The following is a 24,230-nucleotide window of genomic DNA, read 5'->3' on the forward strand; positions in this document are numbered from 1 at the left end:
AGGTAAATTAACCGCCATTTGCGACACTTGGATTTCAAAACAAAAACAAATTGATCATTACCATTGACTAGGAAAAAGAAAAGTAACTTCATATTGAACGATAAGCTTCTCCAAAATCTAAAATTATCTAAATCCCACCCCTCTTAGTCTCCCCTCAAGGGGAGAAGCACAAAATTCTCAATTAATTCGTATCAAATCCCACTTCCAGCTGCATTTCCTTCATCTCTGTGATCATTTTAGCAGATGGATTGATGCGTAATCGTTTGGAAGGCATACTGACTGTCAGGTTGTCCAAATGATCGACCACCGTGAATTTGACCGAGCAATTTCCTTCCTCGCTTTCCTTGAACATCGATTCCAGCTTGTTTAGCATCATCTGATCCAACAATTTGATCGGAACCGTGATATTGATCGTAGCCGTTTTCGTTCCCATCATATCCTGCAATTGTTCAATGGAATTGATGCTGAATTCGATCGGTTTCATTTTCGTGATCTTGTCCGGATAAGGACCTTCCTGAACGCGACCTTTGATGGCTACGAACAAATCCTTCGTTAACAGATGTTTGAACTTCAGATAGGTGTCTCCGAAGATATATTGCTTGTGCGAATTCGAATAATCTTCAATCAGGATCAAACCGAATGGCTTCCCTGTCTTGGTTGTCAAATGCTGTGCATCGGTGATAATCGCCGGAATGGTGAAGTCGCGACCCAAATGGTTTTTCACATTGGAAAGTAATTCCACATTTCCATTGCAGAATGCTTCGATCTCCACTCTGAAATCATCCAGGGGATGTCCGGAAATAAAGATTCCAACCACTTCGCGTTCGCGGTTCAATTTGTAAAGCAAGCTCCATTCTTCCGATTGTGGGATCATCGGTTCGGGCATTTTCACATCTGCCGATTCTCCAAACATGGAAACCTGCGCGGAATTTTCATTGTCCTGCAAGCTGTTTCCGTATTTCAGTGCATTCTCAATGAAGGTTTTCCCTCCCGGATCCAAAGCAAAGTATTGTGCCCGATGCGCTCCTCTGAATGAATCAAAACAACCGGCATAAGCCATACTTTCCAAGGCTTTCTTGTTCACCAAACGCAAATTCAGGCGCTTCGTCATTTCAAAGATGGATTGGAATGGTCCTTCTTCTTCCCGATTTTGAATGATATTCTCCACCGGACCACTTCCCAATCCTTTGATTCCTCCCAAACCGAAACGAATTGCTCCAGCCGTATTCACTGTAAATTCATAAACCGATTCATTCACATCCGGTCCGAGCACTTCCAATCCCATACGTCGGCATTCTTCCATGAAGAAGCTCACCTGCGTAATATCGTTCAGGTTATTGGAAAGTACCGCAGCCATGAATTCAGCCGGATAGTTTGCTTTCAGATATGCTGTCTGGTAAGCAATCCAGGCATAACAGGTGGAATGCGATTTGTTGAAGGCGTAAGATGCAAATGCTTCCCAGTCTTTCCAGATCTTCTCCAGAACCACCGGATCATGTCCACGTTGTCCACCTTGCTCTACGAACTGAGGTTTCATTTTATCCAGGATGTAGCGCTGCTTCTTACCCATTGCCTTACGCAAAACATCGGCATCACCTTTGGAGAAACCTGCCAATTTCTGGGACAAAAGCATTACCTGCTCTTGGTAAACGGTAATTCCGTATGTTTCCTTCAGAAACTCTTCACAAGCATCTAAATCGTATTTAATCTCTTGTTCCCCGTTCTTCCGTTTAATAAAATCGGGAATGTATTCCAACGGACCCGGACGATACAAGGCATTCATCGCAATCAAATCCGCAAACACGGACGGACGCAATTCACGCATGTATTTCTGCATTCCGGGACTCTCGTATTGGAAAATCCCTACCGTTTCACCGCGTTGGAATAACTCGTAAGTTTTCAGGTCATCGATCGGGAAAGTATCCGGATCCAGATCAATATCGTGGCGTTTTTTTACGTTTTTGACTGCATGCTTGATCAAGGTCAAAGTCTTCAGACCCAAGAAGTCCATTTTCAATAATCCGGCTTCTTCTGCAACAGAGTTATCAAATTGGGTGCACCACATGCCTGTATCTTTTGCAAGTGCTACAGGAACGAAATTCGTAATATCGTCAGGCGTGATAATGACACCGCAAGCGTGAATCCCGGTATTCCGGACAGAACCTTCAATACGCTGCGCTTGTCTCAAAACCTGGGCACGCATGTCGGTTCCTTTGGCAAGTAAACGCAATTCCTGAACATTCGCCAAATCCTGCGGACTATTCGTCAATTTTTCTGCCAGCTTCGGTTCTTCCCAGTTGAAGATCGCATCCAATGAGAAGTTATCCGGAATGAGCTTCGCAAGTCCATTCGTTTCAATCAAAGGCAAATCCAATACACGACCTGCATCCCGAATGGAAGACTTCGCAGCCATTGTTCCATAGGTAATGATCTGTGCCACCTGGTTCGAACCATATTTTTCAATTACCCAATCGATGACTCTTCCACGACCTTCATCATCGAAGTCAATATCGATATCGGGCATGGAAACACGATCCGGGTTCAGGAAACGCTCAAATAGCAGATCGTACGCAATCGGATCGACATTGGTAATTCCGGTACAATAAGCTACCGCCGAACCTGCCGCCGATCCACGACCGGGACCAACAGAAACGCCCATATCGCGGGCTGCCTGACAAAAGTCCTGTACGATCAGGAAATACCCGGGATATCCGGTTTTCTCGACTGTTGCCAATTCAAAATCCAATCGGTCGCGAATCTCGTCCGTAATCTCCGGATAACGTTTGGCAGCACCTTCGTAAGTCAGATGACGCAAATAAGCATTCTCTCCTCTTTTGCCACCATCCACCTCATCTTCCGGATGTTTGAATTCTTCCGGGATCTCGAATGCAGGAAGTAATACTTCACGCGCCAAAGGATAATGCTCAATCTTTCCTAAAATCTCAGCTACATTTTCAATTGCTTCCGGAAGATCCAGAAACAACTCCTTCATCTCATCCGATGATTTGAAGTAATATTCTTCATTCTCCAATCCAAAGCGGAAGTTTCTTCCTTTTCCTTTTGGAGTGGTCACTTGTTCGCCATCTCTTACACAAAGCAGAATGTCGTGCGTGTTCGCATCTTCTCTTGTAGCATAAAAAGTGTTATTTGTGGCAACCAGTTTTACCTCATGCTTATTGGCCAATTTGATCAAGGAGGAATTCACCCGATTCTCATCTTCCTGTCCGTGGCGCATAATCTCCACATACAAATCGTCCTGAAACAGATTCTTCCACCAAATCAAAGCATCTTCTGCCTGCTTTTCACCCACATTCAGAAGTAAGCTTGGAATTTCACCATTCAATCCTCCTGTCAATACAATCAGATCTTCGTGGTATTTTTCAATGGCCGCTTTATCAATCCGTGGAACGTAATACATTCCTTCGGTGTGAGCCATGGAAGCCAACTTGATGAGGTTGTGGTATCCTTTTTTATTTTTTGCGATGAAAACAACCAGTGATCCGTTGTCTTTCACACTTTTATCCAAGCGGTCGCGACATACGTACATTTCACAACCAATGATCGGCAACAATGGCTTTTTGGAATACGATTGTCCGTTTTCTTCTGCTTCTTGTCTTTCTGCTGCAATTTCCTTATTGATTCCGGCAATTGCTTTCTCAAAATGAAAGGCAGCCATCATGTTTCCAATATCCGTCAGGGCAACGGCTGGCATGTTGTGCTTAATGGCTTGCTTCACCAATCCTTTTACATCCATGGTGGATTGCAAAATGGTGAATTGCGTATGATTGTGTAAGTGAACGAAAGGAATGTCTTTTAATCGCTCCCGAGCTTCTGAAACGTCGACTGAAACAGAATCGTCACTTGTTTGTTTTTTGAGTTTGGCACTTTCCTCTTTTAAATTGAGGTGTGTAAGTCCAATCGGTTGAATGAAATCCGGATTCGCAATTTTGAACCGGTTGAAGTATTCCAATTCAACTTTCAGTTCTTCTTTTGTAAAGACTTCTCTACGAACCAATTCAAAGAAACAACGGGTAGTTGCCTCCACATCGGCAGTTGCGTTGTGAGCTTCACCAAAAGGAACACTGAACAAATAGTTGTGTAATTCGGTTAGCGTTGGTAGTTTGAATTTTCCTCCACGACCTCCGGGAATCTTACACATTTCTGCTGTAACTTCCGTACAGGTATCCAAAACGGGAAGGTCGTGCATATTGGTTTCCACCTTCGTACGCAGGAACTCAGCCCCCATGATATTGAGGTCAAACCCGATGTTCTGTCCGACTACAAAGTCCGATTTCCGTAAGGCTTCATTGAATTCTGCGATAACATCTTCTAAGGCTTGTCCTTGCTCCATTGCAAGCTCGGTGGAGATTCCGTGGATCCGTTCCGCATCGTAAGGGATATCAAATCCATCCGGTCGGATCAGGAAGTCTTTTGCTTCTACCAAATTTCCCAACTCATCATGCAATTGCCAGGCAATCTGAATTGCTCTTGGCCAATTGTCTAAATCGGTCAAAGGAGCATTCCAATCGCGAGGTAAACCTGTTGTTTCGGTATCGAAAATCAAATACATGAGAGTCCTTTTTTGGGACAATAAAGATAGTCAAAAGAAAGGGATGAATCAAAAACAAGTTAGCTGCTTGTTAATAACTCATCCCTATTCTTTGAAAGTTTTGCATGCTTATTACTACAACATGATATCATGTTGTAACCATATCGTTATATCATAAACATGTGCAAGCTCGGCTCTAATTTGTTACAGCAGGAACGGATTCCATGGTCGTTTCTTTCGCCGGAAGCACATTCCCTTTGATCCGAACCACTTTCACCCCTTCATTCACCGCATTGGATGTAATGGTAACGGATTTATTGATCGAACCAGCGTTACTTGTATTGTAATGCACGGTTATTTCACCTGTTTTACCCGGCAAAATCGGTTCCGTTGGCCAGCTGGGAACGGTACACGAACAAGAACCTTTTACATTTCCCAAGATCAGCGGAGCATTTCCTGTGTTCTTGAAGATAAACACACAATCTCCATTTGCGCCATTTTCGATTGTTCCGTAATCATGGGAGTCTTTCTCAAACTCAATTTGCGGACCATTCAACACTTCGGGTTGTGCAGCTGCTTGTTTCATACCCAATGTAAAAACAAAGCTTAAGATAAAAAAAAGGGTGTTTGATTTCATAACGTAGAATTTAAATATTTGAAGCAATCTACGCAATCGGAACCAAGTAAGATCAGGGATTAACAAGACCTTAACTCAAGTCTTAAATAGCTGTTAAAAATGATTTTTCAAAGCAACTTTTTTGGTTAAGAACCATCGTTTTCTGCCAATACTTACCCTTCTCATCCCAAGATTCCCCCTACTTTTTTCCAAGGCAAAAAGAACGAGCACTGCTCGTGAAGACGAAGCAAGACTTTATTAAAGTCTAATGCTGAGGTAGTAGGCAAAAATGCCTTTCCCCAATTACAGCATTCGAGCAGTCTTCCCTTTCTGAACGATCTACGGAAAGAAGAGGTCAGGACCTCAAATGGAAAACACTTTCCGAGATCGGCAACAGAAACGGAAGACTTTTACTTCCAAGATAAAGATAAAAGGACGGGTTATGATTTTTGTTTCAAAGCTTGAATTACTCTGCCGTGTAATTGGGAATTATCTCCACTGATAAAATTGATACAAAAGACCATTAATTGTCTTACCGAAAAGTAAAACGAGAAATAAACAGAATATTACTCATCCTCGGGGATAACGAAGACTTTGAAACGAACCTTTTCAGTGCCTTTTTTGGTGTTGGTTGAAAGGATAATGGAACGGTCTTGCTCGTAGTATTTTCCTTTGGTTTCGAAAGTTACGTGAAGAATTGCTGATTTTCCTGGTGGAATGGGTTCGGGAAGCGTGGCTTTGGTACAAGGACAAGAAACCTTGTAATCCGAGATAATGAGTGGAGTATCTCCTGTATTTGTTATCACATAATCGTGTGAAATGACAGGTCCCTCTTTCGTTTTGGGAAATGAAAACACTCCTTTATCAACAGAAAATTCCGCTTTCTGACCAATGCAAAAAGCGGAATTCAATATGATAAATGCGATAGTTAAACAACGCATTTGATTTAATTTTTAGTGAGCAGATGGAGCACCACCGTCATTTACCGGGCTTGTTCCTTCCGGTTGAGGAGCAACATTCCCTTTGATACGGATTACTTTCGTTGGCTCGTTTACAGCATTTGAAGTGATAGTCACATTCTTGTTGATTGCACCTGAACGTTTTGTATCGTATTTCACTGTAATAACTCCTTTTGCTCCCGGAGCAATTGGTTCTTTCGGCCACTCAGGAACCGTACAACCACATGATCCTTTTGCATTCGAAATAATCAAAGGTGCATTACCTGTATTTGTGAAAGTAAATGTACAAGCTCCGTTACCTCCATATTTGATATTTCCGTAATCATGCGTTTCTTTTGCGAATTCGATCTTAGCCCCGTTTTGAACTTCTTGAGCTACCGCAGTGTTTGCACCGATCACAGCTACAAAAGCTAACATCATTGTAAATAATACCTTTTTCATCATTAGTTTCTTTTAGTTGTTGTAAATATAGATTATAAAGTTTTACCTCTTGGTTTCTTTAACACATAGTTAACGAAAAACCATTCAAAATACTAATTTGCTTTTGAAACATATTCATCAAAAGTCAAATCCACCTTTTTTAAACGATCTTCTATCTGTTTTCGTTGCTCGGCAGGCATCTTCGGATTCTCCTTTAACAACATCTCGTAGTACTTCTTGACCTTGTCTTTCTGTCTTGGAATAACAAAGACATCGTATGCACCGGCAAGACTTTCCAATACCATCGCCCGATTTTTGTACATCGGATACATCAGGATCAGTGAGTCAGCAATGATTACGGAACGCTGATGTAAGTTGGCAGAAGCAAAAATAATGTGTGCCTTGTCCATATATTTCGCAGCATCTTTCGATTTCGGGAAACGATGTGCAACGGCTAAACATTTTTCAGCATAAACCACCGCAGTTTCCTGACTGTATTCAAGTGATCCTGTAGCCGAAGATTTTTTCAAGGAATCCTCAAATGTTTTCACCTCCTGAATAGCTGACGCACTATTCGCAGGATCCTTTTCACTACCTGTAGATTCAACAGTTGCAGGTTCAGAAGAGCAAGCAAACAAGAATAGTCCTATTCCAAATGCAATTAATCGGTTCATTATTTTCCTTTTTTAAACGATGGAAACTTCATTTTATAAGCTACAGAAATCAAACCCTGCGAAATATTCTGAAGTCTTTTTGTCAATAATCTTCTTTTTAACACGGAAAGATGGTCTGTAAATAAGACTCCTTCAACGTGATCGTATTCATGCTGAATGATTCGCGCTTTATAACCATCAAACCATTCATCGTGGAATTGCCAGTTCTCGTCGTAATAGGTCATTCGGATTTTTTCCTTGCGCATGACTTCTTCCCTGATTTTCGGAATACTCAAGCAACCTTCATGAAAACCCCAAGATTCCCCAGTCTCTTCTTCAATTATCGGATTGATAAAAACGCGCTTAAATCCGTCCATTCCTTCCGCTTTCGGATCTTCTTCCTCATCCTCATCATCCGTTTCTGCAAACGGACTTCCATCTACAACGAACAAACGGATCGAACGGTTGATTTGAGGTGCGGCCAAACCAACTCCCGACGCTTCATACATCGTTTCAAACATATCTTCTATCAGCTTATCCAATTCCGGATAGTCTTTATCAATTTCGACAGCTTCTTTTTTTAGGATCGGATCACCGTAAGCTACAATTGGCAATATCATTTTGATTTTTTTTACAAAGTTAGGAAATAGAGTCTTTCGAAATACTTTTCCTTATTTTACGCGGGTTTGAAGGTAATCCTGAAGGATAATTGTGGCACTTACCGTGTCAATCAATCCTTTTTGTTCCCGATCTTTCTTCTTTAATCCGCTTTGTGCAATCACGGCGGAAGCCATTTTTGAAGTGAACCGTTCGTCCAATAAGCTAATGACCAATTCGGGAAAATTCTTCTGAACCGCTTCTTTCAATAAACGTACATTTTGGGTAATGTGTGAGTCGGAAGCATCCAATCTTTTCGGTTCACCGATTACAATTTCTACAATTTTCTCTTTCGCAACAAGCCCTTTCAACTCATCCATCAAGGTTTTACTATCGATTGTTTTTAAACCGAAAGCAAACATCTGAAGCTCATCGGAAAGTGCCAAGCCTGTTCGTTTCAGACCAAAATCGATTGCGAGTATTTTTGACAAGAGACTAGTATTAAAAATTATCCTGTAAAAATACGCTTAATTAATTGCGAATGCCGAATACCTCTTCTTACTTTTTGCCAAGGCAGAAAAAGTAAGCCTTCATTTTTTTTCAATTTTCGCCAATCAAAAAATCAGGTATTCAAGTAACTAAAAACATTTTTCTTGAATGACAATGATAACTCGCTCCAATTACGTTTTGATATCTATCAGAATTGAAAAAACCACTTCATATAATTTTTACCTTTGTCGAAAATCAAAAAGTATGCGTTCCATTATTGAAGCTGCTTGGGAAAACCGAGCATTATTAGATCAGCCAGAAACACGTCAGGCAATAGAACATGTCATTGAAGATCTCGACAAGGGAATACTGCGCGTTGCAGAACCGAAAGACGATGGAACCTGGCAAGTGAATGAATGGGTGAAAAAAGCCGTAGTGATGTATTTCCCTATTCGCAAAATGGAAACCATTGAAGTTGGTCCTTTTGAATTTCACGATAAGATGGCGCTAAAAAAGAATTATGCCGAACTAGGTGTTCGCGTTGTTCCTCACGCAATTGCACGTTATGGAGCATTTGTAGCATCGGGTGTGATCATGATGCCTTCTTATATAAACATCGGAGCTTACGTTGATTCCGGAACCATGGTTGACACATGGGCAACAGTTGGTTCATGCGCTCAAATCGGAAAAAATGTGCATTTGAGTGGTGGTGTCGGAATTGGTGGTGTATTGGAACCTTTGCAGGCTGCTCCTGTAATCATTGAAGACCATGCATTTATCGGATCCCGTTGTATTGTTGTAGAAGGTGTCCGCGTTGGTAAAGAAGCTGTTTTGGGAGCAAATGTGTGTTTGACGATGTCAACAAAGATTATCGACGTAACCGGAGATGAGCCAATCGAATTAAAAGGGTATGTTCCTGAGCGTTCGGTGGTGATTCCGGGTTCTTACACCAAATCATTCCCAGCCGGGGATTTTCAAGTGCCATGCGCTTTGATTATCGGAAAACGCAAAGCATCAACGGATTTGAAGACAAGTTTGAATGATGCTTTAAGAGAACACAATGTAGCAGTATAAAACAGTAGGGGTGCGATTAATCGCACCCCTACTAATATATCTAACTATTATTTTTCTGACTTTCCAGTTTAATCAGGTTCAATGCAGATCCTGCCTTAAACCAATCAATTTGTTGTGCATTATAGGTATGATTCAATTTGATCTCCTCTGTTGAACCATCCGCATGAACCAATTCCAAAGTCAATTGTTTTCCCGGAGCGAAATCAACCAGATCAATGAAGTTGAAGGTATCGTCTTCTCTGATCTTATCGTAATCTGCCTCGTAAGCGAAAGTCAATCCCAACATTCCTTGTTTCTTCAGGTTTGTTTCATGGATCCGTGCAAATGATTTCACGATTACCGCACGCACACCTAAATGACGTGGTTCCATTGCAGCATGCTCACGGGAAGAACCTTCCCCGTAATTGTGATCTCCCACAACAATCGAAGGAATACCAGCCGCTTTATAAGCACGAGCTACAGCAGGAACTTCTCCGGTTGAACCAGTCAATTGATTTACCACTTCGTTTGCTTTTCCGTTGAATGCGTTTTCAGCACCAATCAACATGTTATTCGAAATATTATCTAAGTGACCGCGGTAACGCAACCACGGACCAGCCATTGAAATGTGGTCGGTTGTACATTTCCCGAATGCTTTGATCAGCAATTTCGCACCATGAATGTTTTGTCCATCCCAAATAGGGAAAGACTCCAACAACTGCAAGCGCGTTGAATCCATCTTTACAATTACCTGAACTCCTGAACCGTCTTCAGCTGGAGCCTGATATCCCGGATCATCCACATCAAATCCTTTTTTCGGAAGTTCATCCCCATGAGGAGGCAACAATTTCACTTGTTCTCCTTTATCATTTGTCAATGTATCTGTCAATGGATTGAATCCCAAATCACCGGAGATTGCCAAAGCAGCAACCATTTCGGGAGATGTCACAAATGCATGTGTATTCGGGTTACCGTCTGCTCTTTTGGAGAAGTTACGGTTGAATGAATGAACAATCGTATTTTTCTCTTGCTTGTCGGCACCTTCGCGATCCCATTGTCCGATACAAGGTCCACAAGCATTGGTAAACACTTTCGTACCCATTTTCTCAAATGTCGCAATAATTCCATCACGCTCAATGGTGAAACGAACCTGCTCGGATCCCGGGTTAATACCGAATTCCGCTTTCGGAGTGATTCCATGAGCAACGGCTTGTTCCACAATGGAAGCCGCACGGGACATGTCTTCGTAAGATGAGTTTGTACAAGATCCGATCAGACCCCACTCTACTTTCATCGGCCAACCGTTAGCTTCAGCCTCCGCTCTCATTTTAGAAACCGGTGTTCCGCGATCCGGAGTGAATGGTCCGTTGATATGAGGTTCTAAGGTATTCAAATCGATTTCGATCAATTCATCAAAGTACTTTTCCGGGTTTGCATAAACATCCGGATCACCCGTCAAATGATCTGCGACCTGGTCTGCTAAAGCAACCACTTCCGCACGACCTGTTGCCGTTAAGTAGCGACGCATCGAATCGTCATACCCGAATGTGGAAGTCGTAGCGCCAATCTCAGCCCCCATGTTACAGATGGTTCCTTTTCCTGTAGCAGAAAGCGAAATCGCTCCGTCACCGAAATATTCAACAACGGCACCCGTTCCTCCTTTTACAGTCAAAATATCCGCCACTTTCAGGATCACATCTTTCGCAGAAGTCCATCCGTTCAGTCTTCCAGTCAGTTTCACTCCGATCAATTTCGGGAATTTCAACTCCCAGGGCATTCCGGCCATCACGTCAACCGCATCAGCACCACCGACGCCGATGGCAATCATTCCCAATCCACCTCCGTTGACGGTATGAGAATCGGTTCCGATCATCATTCCTCCCGGAAAGGCGTAATTCTCCAGCATAACCTGGTGAATGATCCCTGCTCCCGGTTTCCAGAAACCGATTCCGTATTTATTGGAGATTGAAGACAGAAAGTTGAACACTTCGCTGCTTTCATTCAATGAGCGTTGTAAATCGGCATCAGCACCCACTTTTGCCTGAATTAAATGGTCGCAATGCACCGTTGAAGGAACAGCTACTTTTGGTTTCCCGGCTTGCATGAATTGCAACAAAGCCATTTGTGCTGTTGCATCCTGCATCGTTACACGATCCGGAGCAAAATCCACATACGACTTCCCACGTTCATGGACAATCGTTGCAGCTCCATCCCAAAGATGTGCATATAATATCTTTTCTGTCAAAGTTAAAGGGCGACCAACCACTTTTCTTGCAGCAGCTACGCGTTCCGGGTAAGCAGCGTAGACTTTTCGGATCATATCTAAATCGAAAACAGCCATTTCTAGTACATTTTTGAATAAGCCTAAATTTAAGTATTAAAAAAATGACATCCTCTAAATACTATTTATAAATGCATTGATTTTTTCTATACATAAGCGGATTGTTTATCATACTTAAAATACATCTCCAATCTTGCACGCAGATTGCGCGGATTTACGCAGATGTATCTGCCAAATTTCTATAAGCAGAATATAAACGCAAAGGATGAAAACACATTGATTTTTTCGATGGTATTACCTTCAGTGTATCTATTTACAGTTGGTAAACCATTCTATGAACTTTTAAATTAAATTTTCATAGCAATTCTGATATGTGAGCCCCTTCAAAAGACCAAAGAAAAAAAGCGAATTAAAATTATATATTTATACTATAAGAACTAATTCATGGACAATCGTTTTACGGACATCATTCAGCTAATCAAACAATCTCGGACTAATGTTATAAAAGCCGTAAACTCTGAACTAATAAACCTCTATTGGAATATCGGAGCATACATCAGTAAGAAAATTGAAGACTCGGAATGGGGCGATTCCATTGTTACTGATTTAGCCAAACACATTCAGACTCATGAACCTGAAATTAAAGGCTTTTCCGATAAGAATATCTGGAGAATGAAACAGTTTTACGAAACCTATAAAGATTTTCCAAAACTCTCACCAGTGGTGAGAGAAAAACTAAACTTCTTTATGGATTAATTTGTATTTTGAGCGGTATCTAAGTATTAGACTTTTAAACCAAAAAGACTTAAATTAAAAGGCTAAATTGGAAATATCAATTTAAAACTTGGAATTGATGTCGATTGAAAACAATAACCATATAAAAAATGAAACCCACTAGTTTGAATTGCTTCAGGGACTAATGGGAATAAGATATCACAAAGATAAAGCAAAATCTGAAACGCAACAAATTAGCATAAAAAGTTCGGTTTATATCAGAACTTTTGTATCTTTGCAAAACCACTACTATGCGAATTATAGGAAAGAAAACAATTTTAAAGGTCAAAAAGAAAAACATAGGAAATAAAAAACTGTGCGCTGAAATTGATCAGTTAATAGCAGATTTGGAAAAGTTTAATCCGAGTGAAAAAAGTTTGAATGACATTAGAAGTGATGCAGACTGTGTGCATAGTGATGGATTTTACTTTTTTGATATTCATATTCATCGAACGCTTATACTCATTGAATTGGATGATGAAGGAGAAGCCACCATTGTTTGGGCAGGCACTCATCAGGAATATGAAGCAACATTTAAAAACAATAAATCGACCATTGAAAAATGGTTGCGAAAAAATGGTTACATAGCATCATGAAAACACATTTTGACATAGAAGCAATCGTAGAAAAAAGCATAATCACCAATGAATTAGATTATGACAGAGCGCTTATTGCTGACAGAAAACTAAGACTCCTTGCAAAGGAAAGTATTCATTTCAAACATTTGAGAACGAAACTGCGTGAGATCATAGAAAAATATGAAGCTTCTGAGTGGAGTGATGTTGACAAAATTGATGATCAAAAACTCGCGGAAAGTGCCAAATCTGAACGTATTGCAGAACTGGAAAGACAATTCCTGGAAAACAGGAAACAAGCAATCCGGAAAAAGTTAAAAGAACTGGATTTAACCCAAGAAAACCTGGCATCCCTTTTAGGTCACAAAAGCAAGACTCACATGTCTGAATTGATGAATGGTATCAAACCATTTACGCTAAAAGATTTAGTAATCATCAATCGCTTATTAAAAATTGATATCGCCGTATTGATTCCCGTATTCCTCTCGAAAGAAGACCAGGTAAAGGTGCAGGAAGCTGTGATAAAATTGGACAAACCCAAGGTGAGGTTGACCAGTGATGATTTTGTTTTATACTAATTGGCTGTAAAATCATTCTCCATGGATTTATACGATTCAGATAGCAAGGAATGAAAATGCATTGATTTTTTCGATGGGTGGATTGTTTCCCGAACTAAAGAAGGTTACTTAATTAGCACGCAGATCTCGCGGATGCATGCACTCGCTTTCTGTAAGCAGCAGATGAACCGTTTGCCGCGACGGAATAAGGAGGAAGTGAAGGATGAGTTTCCATTTTCAGAATATTGGTTATTTTGGTGTAGCGAAACTGTATTGAATCTATTTCTCAAACCGGTATACTTTTGCGATCTTATGTTTATAAACGAGTTATGTAATTAAGAGCAAATGACAAACATTATTGTTTTAGATACTAACATTTTGCGAGGTCTAGGAACTAAATTCTATGAAGCCGTAGATCTTTTGGCCTTGGAAGATTATTGCTATTCATCAGGTAGTGAGCTTGTCATCCCCAAAACGGTTCGTCGAGAATTCTTAGATTTCTACAAAAGAGAAGTCATCCAGAAACATACGAATTCGATTCAAGTTTCTTATAACAAATTAAAGAACCTGGAGAGATTTGAAAAAATTGAAGAGCCTGAATTTAACGAACTCTCAGAAAAACAAATTTCTTTCATCGAAGAACAACTAAGAAAAGGAAAATTCAATCCAATAATAGATATTTCACTTGATGAAGATGAATTACTTGAGTTTTTGCTAAAAAATCGGCAAGATGTAAAGAAAGACAACACCCGTGATTACTTAATATGGCTTAATGTTATTTGGTTAGCTAATAAGTATGATGAAGATCAAATCATTTTAATATCGCAAGATAGAATTTTTACTGACAATCCAGTTCTCGATAGTATTCGAGAAAAGCATGGTGCTCAAAACATAAAAGTAATTGAATCAATTTCAAGCTATTTAAGAGAATTCGGATTTAATTCAGCTGATCTGACCTCTGACTTGATTTTAAAATCGCTCCCGATTGAAGTAATTAAAGATGAATTAATAAAAGATAAAGATTCGATTCCAAGTCATATTAGCGGGTTTTACTACGAAGAAAATAGAGATTTCAAACTCGAAAAATTAAATATCGGTAAAATTGAAATTGAAGATTTTTATGGCCATAAGGATTCCAAGACTAAGAAAATCAAAATTATAGCTCACGTTTTAGTCGATGTAGAAATGGTCTTTGAGAAGGAACCTAATATTGAAAAACTCGAAGAATATTTTGAGAAATATATCGACGGATTTTATCCAAATACCTTTGATAAACAAGGTAGACCTTTCTTTAATGATTTTATGTTATTCCATTTTGGAATGGAGTATGACGAAAAAAACAAATCGATCAAGAATGTTGAATTCTATGATTTTTTCCCAGAGGAATCCTATTTCAGAAAAGTAAAAAAAGCACACGGATACGAATAACAATTCATAACATAGATGTTCTTCATACTAAAAAGTTGATATTCGATAATTGGCATGAAAGCAAAGGCCGAAAACGAGACACTTCAATGACAGAAAGAGAAATAAGAAAATATATTGACCGACTTAATAATGGGAAAGCAAGTGAATCTATATTCACCCGACAAATTAGTGAAAACGTTGATGTTGCCAAAGTATGGAAAAAACAACCCAAAATGACCGATGATATTATTGGAAATTTTAGTTCTTATAGATTCTTCTTTATAAAAAATGAATTCTCCAAATACGTTGGAGCAGTGCTTGACATGGAAGATGACTTACATTGGTATGTAAATCCTAAGAGCAGGAAGAAAGGTTATCTAACAACTGCATTAAAGGAATCAATCCTTCCCTATTTATTTTATGATGAAAGAAAGAGTCAAAGAATAACCATTGAAAAAAATGCAATTGGCGAAAAGAATTATTTAAACTCTAAAGGAGTAGCTCTTAAACTTGGATTCAAAGCAATAAATGAGATGGAAACAGAATTTGAGTTAAAACAAATCGATTTCAATTGGGACAACGAAAATCTTGAAGAAATCAATCCAGTAACCAGCCCTGAAAGATTCGAAGAATTAAGAAAAAGAGCATTTTATGCTTATAAAATACTTTATAAAATCAGTGACGAACTTCTAATGACCGTTAGCGATGACCATGAATTAAAAGAAGTTGCAGATGAAGTAAGGCAGTATACCCATAAAATAGCGGATCTTGAATGGGCAAATAAAAAACGATAGGTTAACAAAATCACTTCCCCGTCGCCACCAATAACTCCCGCATATCTACTTCCAGGAATTTCGAAATCTCATAAAGCGTTTCAATAGACGGTTGCACTTCATTGGTACACCAACGCGAAACAGTTGATTCGGTTTTACCCAAATGACTCGCTAAATCCTTGCTGCTTTTATTCTTTTCAGCCAGAACAGACTTGATTCTATTTAAGTTCACTTTCGCCATGGTGCAAATATATTGACTTCTCCTGCAAATATCGCAAAATTCCAAACACCTGAAAATTATCTCCAAACAGCAAAAAATAATATTTTCATGCGTTTTAATTTGCATAATAATATTATTTATTATAATCTTGTAGCAAGAAATTATATTTCCGTGTCAACAAAAAAATATGAAAATCTCATTGCTATGAAACCAAAAATGGAGAAAGAAGTCATTCTATCATTGATTAAAGACGATTTGGTAAACCACAAATTGCTGCTGGGTTTGGATGCATTGGGCCTTCGCGCTGCAGATTATTATTTGAATATCAGCGACACCATTTTCTCCTTGATGGGTTTTCCTGAAAACAAAGACTCCGACCGGATTTATGAGCATTACCTGGAGTTGACGCAAAAAGCCAGATTCCTGAACATTTCGGAATCACAAAATCAGTTGAATCAACTGGCACAGGAAATTTATTTGGAGCTGACGGTGCATCGTTCAACCTTAAAAAACGACCGCTGACAAAATACCTGATCGAAACTGCTTTTATGGAATACTCATTTGTTTAACTCACAATTAATTACGAAATTCGTTACATGAATTACAAGCAATACATAGAAATTAATTCCGAAAAGCGATTTGGCAAACCAATCATTAAAGGGACACGCATTTCTGTTGCTGATGTTTTGAACTGGCTTGCAAATGGCATGTCAAGCAAAGAGATTATTCAGGATTTCCCGGAATTGAATGAAGAACAAATTAATGCTTGCTTATTTTTCGCGGCATCTAAAGAAGGTCATTTAGGGATCGCATCATGAAACTGTTGTTCGATCAAAATATTTCTCACCGAATCATCCATTTCATTCAAGATATCTTCCCGGACGCCAAGCAGGTTAGAAAGAAAACATGATCAGAAAACTAACCGGCATCCTCATCCCTACTTTCATTTCGAGCATATCGGGTTGTGAGAAGAAACTATTCGACTAGCGAATAATCTTTCAATACTAATCCATTCCAAGACAAAACCCGCCATCAACACAGAGAATAAAGAACTAATTAAACACTAAAAAATGTATTACATCATTCAAGAAAATATATTTAGGGAGCCCAATTACGATCAAATTTTTCGTGTATTAGAAAAACTAAATTTACCTTTTGAAATTGTCAAAGTTGAACCTTTAGCAGAAAATTTTGCATTCAAAACAGACTTGAAAAATGTATTTGTTTATGGTTCCGTTAAATTGGCAAGAATTGCTCAGCAGTATCATTTCAAACCCGGTTCTTTTTATGGAGGAAACCATTCGTTTGAAGTATATTCCAAGTATTATGGTGAAAATTTATTAAACTTTGATAGCGAAATTTCTGAATTTGGTAATGACTTGAAATGGGAAGTGGGCGAAGAAAAATTTATAAGACCAAGCAGAGATGCAAAAGTTTTTACCGGTAAAAGATTTACTGAAACTAAATGGAATGATTTTGTAGAGCAAACCCTAAATAGCAACGGAAATATTCCATTGAAAAAGGATACTAAAATCCAAATTACCAAACCGAAAAAAATATATAAAGAGGCTCGTATTTGGATTGTAGACGGAAAGGTTGTTACAAGTTCATACTATTTTTTTCACGGGAATATCGAGTTTGAAGAAAATGTTGATCTTGAAGGAATAAACTTTGCTGAAAGAATGGCAAAAATCTATGAAGTTGCAGATGCATTTGTTATGGATATTTGCTTAACGGATGACGGATGGAAAATTGTAGAAATCAATTGTGTAAATAGCGCTGGATTTTATAAAGCAGATATTGAAAAATTAATAATCGCACTAGAAGAGAAATTAACTGATAAAGCATAACAACGAACTCTATTCCGCAAATCCTTATAGGGCATTTTAAAAAACGATGGTGAGACAACAGATATTGCACTAGCATTTCTTACATAAACATTGTACTGAAGAACAAACGCACCCAAATGATTTCACTATTCTGGCAAGTTAATCACACTATGATGTATCTATCGACCGGAGACTAATTTCCCTTGCTGTACTATGCTTTCATTGCTTTTCACATAGTAAATATAAACCCCCTCTTTATAACTACTTGCTTCAATACTGTTCAGTCCCGGATTTAACAATCCACTCATGACCTTTGTACCTAAAACACTATAAATAGAGATTTCCAAGCCTGTTTGAGCGGGGTCATTTAAAACAACATTTATCGCACTTGAAAAAGGATTTGGAAAAACACTTACTATTTCAGGGATTCCTACCATATCAGACACAACCAAGCCTGCAGTAGAATCAATACTCAGTGATGCATTTTGCGATGTAGAATTATTTAAGCAAACTCCGGATATTACCACATTGTAGTTACCGGATGTATCTGCAATACCTACTACATTTATTGTAAGCGTATCAGTAGTAACACCAGAAATATTACTGCTATTGACCAGATTTACCAACCCTTTGCGCCATTGATAGGTAAGGTTTGTACCAGTTGCTTCTACAAAGAATACAGCCGGGCTTTGAAATACGACATCCTGATCAGCAGGCTGTGTTACGATAGTTGGAGCATTATTAACAGATAGAGTAAGCGAATTTGATTGAGAACAACCCGTTGCAATGACCGTTTCTGTTAAGGTATAAGTTATGGTATCGTTAGGACTTGCTGCCGGGTTAGAGATGATCGAAGAACTTAAATCTATTGCAGGTGTCCATAGGTAAGAATTACCCGTTGTAGAATTACCACCTATATGGATACTCTCCCCATTACAAATTGTCGTGTTATTTATGGTGATAGCCGGAGGTAAAGAATTAACGGTTACAATGACCGAATTTGATTTTGAACATCCGGTGATCGTATTTATTTCGGTTAATGTATAGATTGTAGATACTGAAGGGTTGGCGTAAGGATGAGCACTTGTGGCAGAATTTAAACCGGATTGAGGAGTCCATGAATAAGTGTGCCCGGGAGTTGAAGCTGTACCCAGCGCTGCAAGACTTCCATAACAAATAGAAAGATCGTTTCCTGTTTCTGCTGCCGGTGACGGGTTTACTGTTATTGCGATGTGATTGGACACTACCGTATTACAGGCGTTTGTATTGGTAACATAGTAATCGCCGCTTGTATTAACAGTGAGTGAAGATGTGGATATTGCCGCGGTGTTACTCCATGTTCCACCTATGCTCCCTGATAGAACCACAAATTCGTTCCCACAAAAGGTGGTTGGACCACTTACAGCTATTACTGACGCCGATAATACATTATCAACAGTAACAACAATAGAATTTGTATTGGAACAACCTGTAGCAACAATTGACTCAGTTAGTATATAAGTCGTTGTTTGAGAGGGATTTGCTACCGGGTTTGCAATTGTTGACGAACTTAATCCAATTCCGGGCGTCCAGGAATAGGTATTTCCGGCAACAGGAGAAGCACCAAGTATCACATTACTGAGATTGCAAATAGTTGCGCTATCCCCAACCATGGCAGAAGGCACGGGATTTACTATTACATTGATATGATTGGATTCTACGCTGCAAGATACATTCGAATTGGTTACATAGTAATCTCCCCCCGAATAAACCGTTATTTCAGACGTTGTTTCGCCGGTGTTCCAAGCACCATTTACATTCCCTGAGAGCACAATGCTGTCTCCGGAACAAAATGTTAGTGGTCCGTTTGAGGAAATAGTTGATGATACCGGTGTTGAGGCTATAGTAATGATATTATTCGTGAGAGACAATGCACCGGCTGTTGTAAAGACCCGCCCTGAGAGATTTGCCCCATCATTTAAAGTGACTGCTGCATTACTTAGGATTGTTCCACCGAAGGTTGAATTAGGACCTAAAACAACAGCACCAACAACATGCCAATAGACATTGCAAAGAGAAGCAGAATTTGAAAGGATAATAGTTGATGAAGCCGCTGTTGTGAATGTGCCGCCTATTTTTATAACAAATACAGCGTTCGCATCACCCTGAGCATCTAATATCAAATTTCCGGATAAATTAGTGACACCAGTCTGGCAATAAACACCGGCAGTAAGTACCTGACCATTGCCCATTGCAGGACCTATGGTTGTTCCGCAAGCCATATTTACCAAAGTCGTGTTTGCTGAGGTCAGGCTTATCGCTGCTTGTTGCGAAACAGCATCGATAGTATGTATCTGGCCAACCAGTACCCCCGGAGGAAATGCAGTGAATGCCCCGCCATTATTCCCAACATCGCCGGTTACATTTGATGGACCTACATTTGAGAACGCACCTGAAGAAGTGAATGCGGCAAATCCTGAGGCTTCCCCAAAGTCAGGAGCTTGTCCAAAACTTAACTCAGGAAAAAACGGGATCACTGCAATAATAGCCGAAAAGAGTATGTTTTTTTTCATTTAATGATCTGTGTTAATTAGCTTTAATCAAAGCTAAACCATAACAACAGACTGCTATTACATAATCATTGAGTATTGTTACATAAGTACCACATTTTGCATGATACCAAACTTCTTGACGCAAGCCACAACTTATGAGAAGAAGCAAACTTGCCTTGAACTCGTATTGAATCGTGCGACTTTATAAAAGAGGTTACCAAAAATGATAAGCGACTTACTTCTTAGGAAAATTTTTCATAAATTCGAGTTTCGGCTTCGCAGCAATTTTGATGGACAAATCTTTGGCAAGCCAACCTGGCAACAATAAATCAATTTCAACAAAGAAAACATGATCAGAAAACTAACCTGCATCCTCATCCTTGCTTTTATTTCAACCTTATCAGGTTGTGAGAAGAAACTATTCGACTATCGAAATAAGTATTTAGGCGATTATTCCATCACCTATCATTACAGTTATTCGCAAATGAGCGGACCCCCCAGCGAAACCACCATTCAATACAACGGAGTTATTGAATATGGAGACAAAGGCAATATAAAAATAGAATGGCATGATGGAGATCGGGTTGAATTTTCCGTATCGAAGAAAGGAGCAATCTCTAAATGCAATTCAACAATCGGAGACATTTCAAAAAAGGGATTTGACCTTTCATTTACCGACGATTTATGCAGTACCGGACCAATGGGAGCTAATTATACGGTTACGTTGAGTGGGGAAAAGGAGTAATTCAAAATTAACAAATGAACAAACAATCAGTAGTTGATCAATTAAAATGGTCTATACAAACACTCTCTTCAGAAGCAGATGATCAGCTTGCGTCCTTTCCTGATTTCGTGGTAGTGACCGATGAGCTATTATTGGAATTTGACAATTGGTACCGCGTTGCAATTGGAAATTATCCCGATATTTTTTCAGATGAACAACTTAAAATCCTGAAAGACATCGATTTGTTTATAGATAATTTACCTCAAGAGGATTTGAGTATATCTATAGCGGATGAATTAAAAACACATCCGTTTTGGAAGGAACTAAGAATCCTCGCCCGGGAAGCATTGCAGAAATTCGGTTGGGATTCCGATCCACCTCCTCATGATCGATCAACATATGTACGTGGGTAATTTGCATTAAATAGTCCCACACTTCGACTACGCTCAATGACCGGGGTTTCGATATATTATTAATCAATGGACTAAGCACACCTTTCCCCGAAGGTTTAACAAAACAAGTTAGAGACGCCAATTATGAATGAAACTCCATACAATCAATTACCCCAAAATATAAAACGAGTATTCAGAGTCGTTTATAGTGAGTTGGTAGCAGACGAGATTACTGTATTCAAGAATCAAAGCGAGAAATGGGGAGTTTTGGCAATCGTTAAGCGATTTGGGCTTTTTTGGTCGCACGGTTATTTAGTCAGGCCAATTTACGACTCCATCGGATTTATCAAAAGCCTGAACCTTATTGAAGCTGTAAAATACGAAAATGATACCTGGAACAGAGATAAAAACACCTATCTCTATTATGATCTCAATGGAAAATTGGTTTGGCAATCAAAATCGGGCGAACGAACATCCATCGATGACTTCGGCAACGTCTTTCTCAACCGCAAAGAACAAATTGGGCTTCTGGACAGTAATTTCACGCAACTGATAACACCCAAATACGAACAACTGCAAGCTCTGAACGCTGTCTATCTAAAAGCACTTCAGGATGGAAAATACGGAATCGTAAACCGGAATGATATTCTAGTCCTGGATTTTGATTTTACTGAGATCTTTACTGCTGCAGAGAACAACCAGGTAATTGTCAAAAAAGATAAAACATACTTTGTATTTGACCCGGAGAACAGTTCACTCGCAGAGCTACCTTTTTCTAAACTTTTAAACGCTTCAAGCAATACTTATGGCGCTCCTTCACCAGAAAGCTATAACTATTTTAAAAGCATTACCGATTTAGAAGAAGATGAAGACCCTTATTATGATGAGTACGACGGCTATGAAATGATTCATTGCAAAGGAAAATGGGGAATCATTGACAGGGCAGGTAAAGTCATCATTCCGAATGATTATTGTTACGTAGATTTTCTCAGGAACCCCAAGTACTTTAAAGTTGGAATCGGCGAAATAGAAGTGTTTGATTACGAAGACACCGAAAAGCAATCAAGAACAGCAATCAGGAATGTAAAATGGGGAATTATCGACATTCACAACACCATTGTTGTACCTGTTGAATATGATTGGATAGACGAAGTAGAATCAACCATTTGGGTGGTTTATAAAGGCGGAACTGTCTTTTATAATGATGATTACCAGGAAAATTATTGGACAATAGAAAAAGGCAAACTCGGCGTATATAACCTATCGACCTTAATCACACCCATAGAATACGACTCCATTTTAAAAAACTGGTTTAGAATCAAAGATTACATTTTCGTCCAAAAAGAACCGGCGAATTCGGAATATGATGTTTATACTTTGGACGGAAAGAAAATAGAAAGCAACAAACCGAATCCCCGAAACCACATGAGCAATGGGGAATAAAATACAGGAACTTACTCAAGCAGTTTATCGGTCATTGATCCGGCGAATTAGATCTTAGACACATTAAAAGACCTGCGTCCGTTATTGGTGTGAATGTTCAGGATGTATTTACCTGGTGAATAAGGAAAATCTACGGAATAATTCTTTTTCTGAGCCTTGTCCACTTTATCAATGAGTAATTCCTTCAACAATTTCCCACTTGCATCATAGAGCTCAGCAACCAGATTGTCTCCATGCTGAAAATCAATCGAAAAATTCAGTTTTTCAGAAAATGGGTTCGGAGTGATGGTAACAGACAATGCATCTTTCGGCTTACCTTCTGTTACTCCTGTTGATAATGTGCTGTATCCATATTTATATAATCCCGCACCAGAAGCGTATACAAGATGAGCGTTAATCACAAAAATCCGATTCAAATTGTTTCCAATACCTAAAAAATTCCAGGTATGACCGCCATCTGTCGTTTCATAAAATCCGGTGGTATGTCCTCCCATCCAACCATGATCCGGTGTAATAAACCCAACCGCTTGCACGAATTTCTCAACAAATGGTAAGGTTTCCCAGGTTTGTCCGGAATCTGTGGATTTCAATAATCTGCCTGTAACCGGCGATTGAATGGACCCATAAATATGGGTATTGTTCTCCAACAATTGTAATTTCCACACATAATCACCCGGAGTTTGAGAATTATAGATTTCCGTCCAACTAACTCCCCCATCTTCGGTTTTCAAAATAATACCTCCTGCGCTATTTTTGCCCGAAACATAACCAACTTGCTCATCTATGAAAAGAATTTCAACCAGCCCGGTTGCGTAGGCCGACATATCGATATATTGCCAGGTAACTCCACTATCAATAGACTTTATAATATATGGTAAAGTAGAAAAATACGCACCACATCCGTAAATCGTTGAAGTACCCACCGCATCCAAACCACAAATTGCCGGTGGATTCGGCAAAATAGTAACCAAGCCCCAGGTATCTCCGCCATCTACAGAACGGTAAAACTTATTATCAAGTGTCCCGAAAAAACCAATATCCTCATTGAGGAATTCAATATTTCTCAAATAATTGGAAGTCTGGAATTTCAATTCCCAGGTCAGTCCTCCATCCGTTGTTTTAAAAACAGAACCGCCGGATCCATCAACTGCCCAACCTAAATGATCATCCAAAAAGAAAACATCGTCGTGTCTGTTACCTAAGCTATCATATTTAATAACAGTCCAGTTTAGCTGCGAGTATGAAAAGTTGCAAAACAAACTTATCAGGAATATGGTAATTGTTGTTCTCATAATAATAAATCATAAATAGTTCTTTCAAAAGAAAAGCATTTGATGATTTATTTTGTTGCGAAAATGTCTCCTGTAGTAACTATTGAGTTAACTAGG

At 39.3% G+C, this 24,230-nt stretch carries 24 protein-coding genes; 13 read left to right on the forward strand and 11 right to left on the reverse strand.

Annotated features, from left to right (window positions below):
- Positions 1 to 181 precede the first annotated feature (181 nt).
- From dnaE to ruvX, 7 genes are all read right to left on the reverse strand, one after another.
- The gene (gene dnaE, locus AAG807_RS09400) at positions 182 to 4,570 is read right to left on the reverse strand and encodes a DNA polymerase III subunit alpha (RefSeq protein WP_341902827.1); all 4,389 of its coding nucleotides are present in this window, start codon (positions 4,568 to 4,570) and stop codon (positions 182 to 184) included.
- 175 nt (positions 4,571 to 4,745) lie between these two features.
- Entirely contained in the window at positions 4,746 to 5,186 is a 441-nt protein-coding gene (locus tag AAG807_RS09405) for a DUF1573 domain-containing protein (RefSeq protein WP_341902830.1), read from the reverse strand.
- 545 nt (positions 5,187 to 5,731) lie between these two features.
- Entirely contained in the window at positions 5,732 to 6,106 is a 375-nt protein-coding gene (locus tag AAG807_RS09410; RefSeq protein WP_341902832.1) for a DUF1573 domain-containing protein, read from the reverse strand.
- A 12-nt stretch (positions 6,107 to 6,118) separates the two neighbouring features.
- Complete coding sequence (locus AAG807_RS09415; RefSeq protein ID WP_294858992.1) at positions 6,119 to 6,565, reverse strand: DUF1573 domain-containing protein; 447 nt, start codon at positions 6,563 to 6,565, stop codon at positions 6,119 to 6,121.
- A 92-nt stretch (positions 6,566 to 6,657) separates the two neighbouring features.
- Entirely contained in the window at positions 6,658 to 7,218 is a 561-nt protein-coding gene (locus tag AAG807_RS09420) for a hypothetical protein (protein WP_341902835.1), read from the reverse strand.
- Complete coding sequence (gene def / locus AAG807_RS09425) at positions 7,218 to 7,817, reverse strand: peptide deformylase (RefSeq protein WP_341902838.1); 600 nt, start codon at positions 7,815 to 7,817, stop codon at positions 7,218 to 7,220. The genes AAG807_RS09420 and def overlap by 1 nt, the downstream gene beginning before the upstream one ends.
- A gap of 51 nt (positions 7,818 to 7,868) precedes the next feature.
- Positions 7,869 to 8,285: a Holliday junction resolvase RuvX gene (gene ruvX / locus AAG807_RS09430; RefSeq protein WP_341902840.1), complete on the reverse strand. Its 417-nt coding sequence runs from the start codon at positions 8,283 to 8,285 to the stop codon at positions 7,869 to 7,871.
- 262 nt (positions 8,286 to 8,547) lie between these two features.
- Here ruvX and AAG807_RS09435 point away from each other — a divergent pair, with 262 nt between their 5' ends.
- Entirely contained in the window at positions 8,548 to 9,357 is an 810-nt protein-coding gene (locus AAG807_RS09435) for a 2,3,4,5-tetrahydropyridine-2,6-dicarboxylate N-succinyltransferase (protein ID WP_341902842.1), read from the forward strand.
- 40 nt (positions 9,358 to 9,397) lie between these two features.
- On the opposite strand, the gene AAG807_RS09440 is transcribed toward AAG807_RS09435, so the two are convergent.
- Positions 9,398 to 11,677: an aconitate hydratase gene (locus AAG807_RS09440; protein WP_341902844.1), complete on the reverse strand. Its 2,280-nt coding sequence runs from the start codon at positions 11,675 to 11,677 to the stop codon at positions 9,398 to 9,400.
- A gap of 384 nt (positions 11,678 to 12,061) precedes the next feature.
- Here AAG807_RS09440 and AAG807_RS09445 point away from each other — a divergent pair, with 384 nt between their 5' ends.
- The 5 genes from AAG807_RS09445 to AAG807_RS09465 all read left to right on the forward strand — a co-directional run bounded on the left by AAG807_RS09445 (position 12,062) and on the right by AAG807_RS09465 (position 15,724).
- On the forward strand, positions 12,062 to 12,373 hold the full coding sequence (locus AAG807_RS09445) for a DUF1016 N-terminal domain-containing protein (protein ID WP_341902846.1): 312 nt from the start codon (positions 12,062 to 12,064) through the stop codon (positions 12,371 to 12,373).
- Positions 12,374 to 12,642: 269 nt separating this feature from the next.
- Entirely contained in the window at positions 12,643 to 12,987 is a 345-nt protein-coding gene (locus AAG807_RS09450) for a type II toxin-antitoxin system HigB family toxin (RefSeq protein ID WP_341902849.1), read from the forward strand.
- On the forward strand, positions 12,984 to 13,544 hold the full coding sequence (locus AAG807_RS09455) for a helix-turn-helix transcriptional regulator (RefSeq protein WP_341902852.1): 561 nt from the start codon (positions 12,984 to 12,986) through the stop codon (positions 13,542 to 13,544). The genes AAG807_RS09450 and AAG807_RS09455 overlap by 4 nt, the downstream gene beginning before the upstream one ends.
- 324 nt (positions 13,545 to 13,868) lie before the next feature.
- Positions 13,869 to 14,951 (forward strand): PIN domain-containing protein, encoded by a 1,083-nt coding sequence (locus tag AAG807_RS09460; RefSeq protein ID WP_341902855.1) that lies wholly within the window; start codon positions 13,869 to 13,871, stop codon positions 14,949 to 14,951.
- 86 nt (positions 14,952 to 15,037) lie between these two features.
- Positions 15,038 to 15,724 carry a hypothetical protein gene (locus AAG807_RS09465; protein WP_341902857.1) on the forward strand — a complete coding sequence of 229 codons (687 nt, stop codon included), beginning with the start codon at positions 15,038 to 15,040 and terminating at the stop codon, positions 15,722 to 15,724.
- Positions 15,725 to 15,734: 10 nt separating this feature from the next.
- Here the strand turns inward: AAG807_RS09465 and AAG807_RS09470 are convergent, their stop codons facing one another.
- Positions 15,735 to 15,944, reverse strand: a complete 210-nt coding sequence (locus tag AAG807_RS09470; RefSeq protein WP_341902859.1) for a helix-turn-helix transcriptional regulator — start codon at positions 15,942 to 15,944, stop codon at positions 15,735 to 15,737.
- Between the two features lie 183 nt (positions 15,945 to 16,127).
- Between AAG807_RS09470 and AAG807_RS09475 the strand changes: the two genes are divergently transcribed.
- The 4 genes from AAG807_RS09475 (at position 16,128) to AAG807_RS09490 (ending at position 17,773) form a co-directional block, all read left to right on the forward strand.
- On the forward strand, positions 16,128 to 16,445 hold the full coding sequence (locus AAG807_RS09475; RefSeq protein ID WP_341902862.1) for a hypothetical protein: 318 nt from the start codon (positions 16,128 to 16,130) through the stop codon (positions 16,443 to 16,445).
- Between the two features lie 74 nt (positions 16,446 to 16,519).
- Complete coding sequence (locus AAG807_RS09480) at positions 16,520 to 16,741, forward strand: DUF433 domain-containing protein (RefSeq protein ID WP_341902864.1); 222 nt, start codon at positions 16,520 to 16,522, stop codon at positions 16,739 to 16,741.
- Positions 16,738 to 16,833, forward strand: a complete 96-nt coding sequence (locus AAG807_RS09485; protein WP_341902866.1) for a DUF5615 family PIN-like protein — start codon at positions 16,738 to 16,740, stop codon at positions 16,831 to 16,833. Before AAG807_RS09480 ends, AAG807_RS09485 begins: the two co-directional genes overlap by 4 nt.
- A 160-nt stretch (positions 16,834 to 16,993) precedes the next feature.
- Positions 16,994 to 17,773 carry an ATP-grasp domain-containing protein gene (locus AAG807_RS09490; RefSeq protein WP_341902868.1) on the forward strand — a complete coding sequence of 260 codons (780 nt, stop codon included), beginning with the start codon at positions 16,994 to 16,996 and terminating at the stop codon, positions 17,771 to 17,773.
- 158 nt (positions 17,774 to 17,931) lie between these two features.
- On the opposite strand, the gene AAG807_RS09495 is transcribed toward AAG807_RS09490, so the two are convergent.
- Positions 17,932 to 20,304, reverse strand: a complete 2,373-nt coding sequence (locus AAG807_RS09495) for an ice-binding family protein (RefSeq protein WP_341902870.1) — start codon at positions 20,302 to 20,304, stop codon at positions 17,932 to 17,934.
- A gap of 328 nt (positions 20,305 to 20,632) precedes the next feature.
- Between AAG807_RS09495 and AAG807_RS09500 the strand changes: the two genes are divergently transcribed.
- The 3 genes from AAG807_RS09500 (at position 20,633) to AAG807_RS09510 (ending at position 22,842) form a co-directional block, all read left to right on the forward strand.
- Positions 20,633 to 21,028 carry a hypothetical protein gene (locus tag AAG807_RS09500; protein ID WP_341902873.1) on the forward strand — a complete coding sequence of 132 codons (396 nt, stop codon included), beginning with the start codon at positions 20,633 to 20,635 and terminating at the stop codon, positions 21,026 to 21,028.
- Between the two features lie 14 nt (positions 21,029 to 21,042).
- The gene (locus tag AAG807_RS09505; RefSeq protein WP_341902875.1) at positions 21,043 to 21,420 is read left to right on the forward strand and encodes a hypothetical protein; all 378 of its coding nucleotides are present in this window, start codon (positions 21,043 to 21,045) and stop codon (positions 21,418 to 21,420) included.
- 123 nt (positions 21,421 to 21,543) lie between these two features.
- Positions 21,544 to 22,842, forward strand: coding sequence for a WG repeat-containing protein (locus AAG807_RS09510; protein ID WP_341902877.1), 1,299 nt, complete (start codon positions 21,544 to 21,546; stop codon positions 22,840 to 22,842).
- A gap of 47 nt (positions 22,843 to 22,889) precedes the next feature.
- Here AAG807_RS09510 and AAG807_RS09515 read toward each other — a convergent pair whose 3' ends face one another.
- Positions 22,890 to 24,134: a T9SS type A sorting domain-containing protein gene (locus AAG807_RS09515; RefSeq protein WP_341902879.1), complete on the reverse strand. Its 1,245-nt coding sequence runs from the start codon at positions 24,132 to 24,134 to the stop codon at positions 22,890 to 22,892.
- Between the last annotated feature and the right edge of the window lie 96 nt (positions 24,135 to 24,230).

Origin of the sequence: Fluviicola taffensis DSM 16823 (assembly GCF_943372375.1) — a bacterium.
Taxonomy (GTDB): Bacteria; Bacteroidota; Bacteroidia; order Flavobacteriales_D; family Crocinitomicaceae; genus Fluviicola; species Fluviicola taffensis_A.